The sequence below is a fragment of the Dietzia sp. SLG310A2-38A2 genome (genome assembly GCF_014145095.1).
In the GTDB taxonomy this organism is placed as follows: Bacteria; Actinomycetota; Actinomycetes; order Mycobacteriales; family Mycobacteriaceae; genus Dietzia.
The window spans coordinates 1-2,826 of sequence record NZ_JAALDX010000418.1; the positions used below are offsets into that span (position 1 = coordinate 1).

At 70.9% G+C, this 2,826-nt stretch carries 4 protein-coding genes; 3 read left to right on the forward strand and 1 reads right to left on the reverse strand.

Annotated elements, in window-relative coordinates; genetic code table 11:
• On the reverse strand, positions 1-637 hold a 637-nt coding region (locus G6027_RS14255), incomplete at its 3' end, for an AMP-binding protein (RefSeq protein ID WP_182637745.1).
• Between the two features lie 67 nt (positions 638-704).
• Here G6027_RS14255 and G6027_RS14260 point away from each other — a divergent pair.
• The 3 genes from G6027_RS14260 (at position 705) to G6027_RS14270 (ending at position 2,796) form a co-directional block, all read left to right on the forward strand.
• Positions 705-1,529 carry an SDR family oxidoreductase gene (locus G6027_RS14260; RefSeq protein WP_182637746.1) on the forward strand — a complete coding sequence of 275 codons (825 nt, stop codon included), beginning with the start codon at positions 705-707 and terminating at the stop codon, positions 1,527-1,529.
• A 173-nt stretch (positions 1,530-1,702) separates the two neighbouring features.
• Positions 1,703-1,909: a PspC domain-containing protein gene (locus G6027_RS14265; protein ID WP_182637747.1), complete on the forward strand. Its 207-nt coding sequence runs from the start codon at positions 1,703-1,705 to the stop codon at positions 1,907-1,909.
• Between the two features lie 23 nt (positions 1,910-1,932).
• Positions 1,933-2,796, forward strand: a complete 864-nt coding sequence (locus tag G6027_RS14270; RefSeq protein ID WP_182637748.1) for a crotonase/enoyl-CoA hydratase family protein — start codon at positions 1,933-1,935, stop codon at positions 2,794-2,796.
• The last annotated feature ends 30 nt before the right edge of the window (positions 2,797-2,826 follow it).

Here is a 2,826-nt window from a genome sequence, read left to right on the forward strand (position 1 = left end):
AGGCCAGCCACATCTCCTCGCAGGACGCGTCGAACGCCACGGACAACCCGGCCAGCACCCGGTCCCCCGGGCCGAGCGGGGCGCCGGTGAGGAAGATCCGCGACTCGGCGTCCACGAACGCGGCCGCACTGCGGTGGGTCACCGCCACGCCCTTGGGCAGGCCGGTGGTCCCGGAGGTGAAGATGACCCAGCAGTCGTCGTCGACGGTGGGGGCACGGTGCCGCGAGGGGGCGGACGGGCGACGCGGGTCGGTGACCCGCATCCCCTGCGCGGTGTAGACGGCCGCCACCTGCGCCTGCCCGAACACCAACTCGGCGCGGTCGGCCGGATCGTCCACGTCCACGGGGACGTACGCCGCGCCGGCGGCGAGGGTCGACAGGATCGCCAGGTACAACTCGACGCCGCCCGAGGGCATGTGGATGCCCACCCGGTCGCCCGCCCCCACCCCCTGCTGCTGCATCCAGCGCGCCGAGGTGTGGATCTCCTCCCACACCTCGCGGTAGCTCAGCACGCGCGAACCGTCGTCGAGGCACGGCGCGTCCGGGTGACCCTGGGCCGCGGAGCCCAGGATGTCCAGCAGAGTCCGGGGACTCGGGGCCTGTGAGCTGCGAAGATACTGCTCAGGGATGGTGTGCACGTGCGGATGGTATCCCGGTCGGGTGAACTTCCCCCCACAGCGTAGGTGGAACTGGTTCTATTAACTCATGTCAGAATCTCTCGAGGGCAAGACCGTCGTGATCGTGGGAGCGGGGCCCGGCTTCGGGCGGACCCTCGCCCTGCGGGCAGCCGAGCAGGGGGCGACCGTCGTCGTGGCCGCCCGGACCGCCTCCCGGCTCGACGGGATGGTCGACGAGGTCCGCGCCGCCGGTGGCACCGCGATCGCCGCCGCGGTGGACGCCACCGAGCCAGACTCCGTGCGGGCGTTGCGGGAGACCGTCTCCCAGCACACCGATGCGGTCCACGGCCTGGTCTACAGCGCGTTCGCGGTGCCCAGCATGAAGCCGCTGGCCCAGACCGACCACGACCAGATCTCGCGGGGGATCGACCTCTCTGTCCTCGGCGCGCTCCGCACCACCCAGGAGTTCTCCCCGCTGCTCGAGGCGGGCGCGGCGACCCCCGATTCGGAGCAGGCCGACTCCGCCCCCGCGAGCAGCTCCGTGGTGATGATGGCCTCGGCCGTCATCCACCACTCCCGCGAGCGCTACGCCGGCTACAAGATCGCCAAGACCGCCCTCGTCGCGCTGGGGCATTCCCTGGCCACCGAGCTCGGGCCGCGCGGGATCCGCGTCAACACCGTGGCGCCCGGGTACATCTACGGTGAGACGCTCAAGGGGTACTTCGAGCACCTGGCGGGCAAGTACGGCGGGACCGTGGAGGACGTCTACGCCCACACCGCCGAGAAGATGGACCTGCGCCGCCTGCCCGGCGAGCGCGAGATCGTCGACCCGGTGTTGTTCCTGCTCTCGGACGCCGCCTCGGCGATCACCGGCCAGACCCTGACCGTGGACTGCGGAGAGTTCCACACCTGAGCCCGCGCCCGCTCCCGCGCGGCTCACCCCGAGACCCTTCCACCCCGAGGCGCGGTTCAGGGTCGGGTTCGGGGTCCATCCCGGATGTGGTGGGCGCTGTGGGGGAGGAGACTGGAGGTCAGCGGGGAGATGTCCCCGGCCACCATTGTTCGACGACGACGAGGTGATACGTCATGACCTACCCTTCTGACTCTCAGCCCAAGCGACTGGCCAGGTCCGAGGACCGCTGGATCGGGGGCGTGTGCGGCGGACTGGCCGACTACTTCGGGCTGGACCCGGTGTTGGTCCGCGTCCTGTTCGTGGCCTCGCTGCTGCTGCCCGGGCCGCAGGTGCTGCTGTACGTGATCCTGTGGTTCGTCATGCCTGACGTCCGCGCCTGAGGCGCTCATGGCAGGCTGAGCGCATGAGCACTCCAGACACCTCAGCCGCGCCCGGTCAGTACTCCTCCGTCCGCATCGAGAAGGGGGTCCGGGACCCGTACGTCGCGCAGGTGACGCTGATCGGACCCGGCCCCCACAACGGCATGGGGCCCGACTTCTGGGCGGAGATGCCCCGCGTGATGGCCGAGCTCGACGCCGATCCGGAGGTCCGCGCGGCCGTCATCACCGGGGAGGGCCGGAACTTCTCGTACGGGTTGGATCTGATGGCGATGATGCCGCAGTTCATGGAGTTCCTGCCCCAGGACAAGACCCCGGACGCCTCCCGTAGCGAGCGGATCCTGGACTTCGTGGAGAACATGCGCCGCGCCATCGACTCGGTGGCGTCGGCCAGGACCCCCACCGTCGCCGCGATCCAGGGCCGGTGCATCGGGGGCGCCGTGGACCTGATCTCCGCGTGCGACGTCCGCCACGGCGCCGCCGATTCCACCTACTCGATCCGCGAGGTCAAGGTGGGGATCGTGGCCGACATGGGGTCGCTCGCGCGGCTGCCCCACATCATCGGCCAGGGTCTGACTCGGGAGCTCGCCCTGACCGGCCGGGACATCGACGCGGAGACCGCCCTGCGCTACGGGCTGGTCACCCACCTGGCCGACGACGCCGCCGGCGTCCTGGACTCAGCCCACGCCACCGCCGCCGAGATCGCGGGCAACCCCCCGCTCGTCGTGCGCGGGACCCGCGAGGTGTTGAACCGCGGCATCGAGGGTCAGATCTACGAGAACAACCGCTACGTGGCCACGTGGAACGCCGGTTTCCTCGCCTCCGCCGACATGATGGAGGCCATCTCGGCGACGCTGGAGAAGCGCGAGGCCAGGTTCACCGGCCGCTGAGTCCCGGCGCAGACCCGCCCGCCCCCGCCC

Coding starts and splice junctions, on each gene's coding strand:
- G6027_RS14265 (WP_182637747.1), top strand. CDS start 1,703: ATGACCTACCCTTCTGACTCTCAGCCCAAGCGACTGGCCAGGTCCGAG.
- G6027_RS14270 (WP_182637748.1), top strand. CDS start 1,933: ATGAGCACTCCAGACACCTCAGCCGCGCCCGGTCAGTACTCCTCCGTC.
- G6027_RS14260 (WP_182637746.1), top strand. CDS start 705: ATGTCAGAATCTCTCGAGGGCAAGACCGTCGTGATCGTGGGAGCGGGG.